The sequence below is a fragment of the Streptomyces carpinensis genome, assembly GCF_002154505.1.
GTDB lineage: Bacteria > Actinomycetota > Actinomycetes > Streptomycetales > Streptomycetaceae > Streptomyces > Streptomyces carpinensis.
This window is the reverse complement of sequence record NZ_MUBM01000614.1, coordinates 1-1,202: the sequence shown is the minus strand read 5'-3', so window position 1 is coordinate 1,202 and position 1,202 is coordinate 1. Positions and strand designations below refer to the sequence as shown.

Genomic DNA, 1,202 nt, shown 5'->3' with positions numbered 1-1,202 from the left:
CCGGCGCCGACCCCTGGGGCGGCACCCGGGCGGCGTTCCGCGCGACCACGGAACTGCGCCGCGAGGACTTCGCCATGAACTACAACCAGGTCCTCCAGGCAGGCATCGCCGCCATCGGCACCACCCTGCGGGTGGAGCTGGACATCCAGGCCGTCCAAGGCGAAACCCTCCCCACCGCATAACTCTTGTTGCGGCGCGACAGCCCTCTCGGCGGTGTGAGCGCTCAACCGCCACACGCCGGGAGAGCTCTACTTTCGACGCATCGCCTCCCGCCGCCCGCCGGTGATCACCTCCCGCCGGTCATCCGGCGTTCTTGGCGTCGACGATCCGGCGGGCGAGATCGCGCAGTTTGACGTTCTCCCGCTGGGAGGCACACACGAGGCTCTGCGCCTGACAACAGCCGCACGACGAGCCGGACGGCGATGCGCATGGTGTGGTGCGGCGTGTCCGCGTCGTGCAGTCGGCGAGCCGCCACCGTCAGGGCTTCGGACAGTCGATGTCGCCCCCAGGACACGGGGCAGTTCGAAAAAATCGGACGCAGACCCCGTTCGCGGCCGCATATGCGTCCGAGCTGCCTGACCGCGTTGGCAGCCTGCTGCTCATCGCCCCTTGACCCGCTGTCTGGCCCACCCGCCGGATGGCAGCCGGGCAGCGCGTCCTTGCAGATTGCTCGGCACGCTCCGGCATTCGGTGGCTGGTTTCTGGGCTGCCTGGCTACGCCGGCGCGCCGGACACCAGGACTGCTCCTTCGCCTGGCGACCAGCGAGATGCCCGCCAGCGACTGGTGTGCCCTCGCCCAGTCGGGCGCGCGCGGCCTTCCCGAGCAACTACCTTCGAGCGTTCCACCGCGGCAGCTGGGGAGCCGGGCAGGATCTGCGCGTGCCGACCCGCCCCTGGGGTTTCGACGTCGAGTCGATCAGAGTGCCCACGACGATCCACCAGGGGGACGCCGACACCACCGTCCCGCTCCGGCACGCCCGCCGTTTCGCCGCGGCGAGACCGGGCGCACGCCTTCACGTCCATCCCGGCCAAGGCCACTTCTCGACCCTCACCGCACCCGAGCAGACGCCGGCGAACACTCGCCGCACAGCCGGTCGAGCTTTCTGTCGGCATCGGCCTTGGTCAGCGCTTGATCTCTGCTGATCCTCAGCGAGCGGCCCCGGGCAGGATCCGAACCTGCGCATACGGCTCCGGAGGCCGTT

2 pseudogenes are annotated in these 1,202 nt (G+C 70.1%); one reads left to right on the top strand and one right to left on the bottom strand.

The features are described 5' to 3' along the window. Positions 1-182 (top strand): annotated as a pseudogene (locus tag BZY54_RS47045) (YceI family protein); the annotation flags it as partial. 118 nt (positions 183-300) lie between these two features. Here BZY54_RS47045 and BZY54_RS55755 read toward each other — a convergent pair. Further along, positions 301-387 (bottom strand): annotated as a pseudogene (locus tag BZY54_RS55755) (antitermination regulator); the annotation flags it as partial. Positions 388-1,202: the final 815 nt, after the last annotated feature.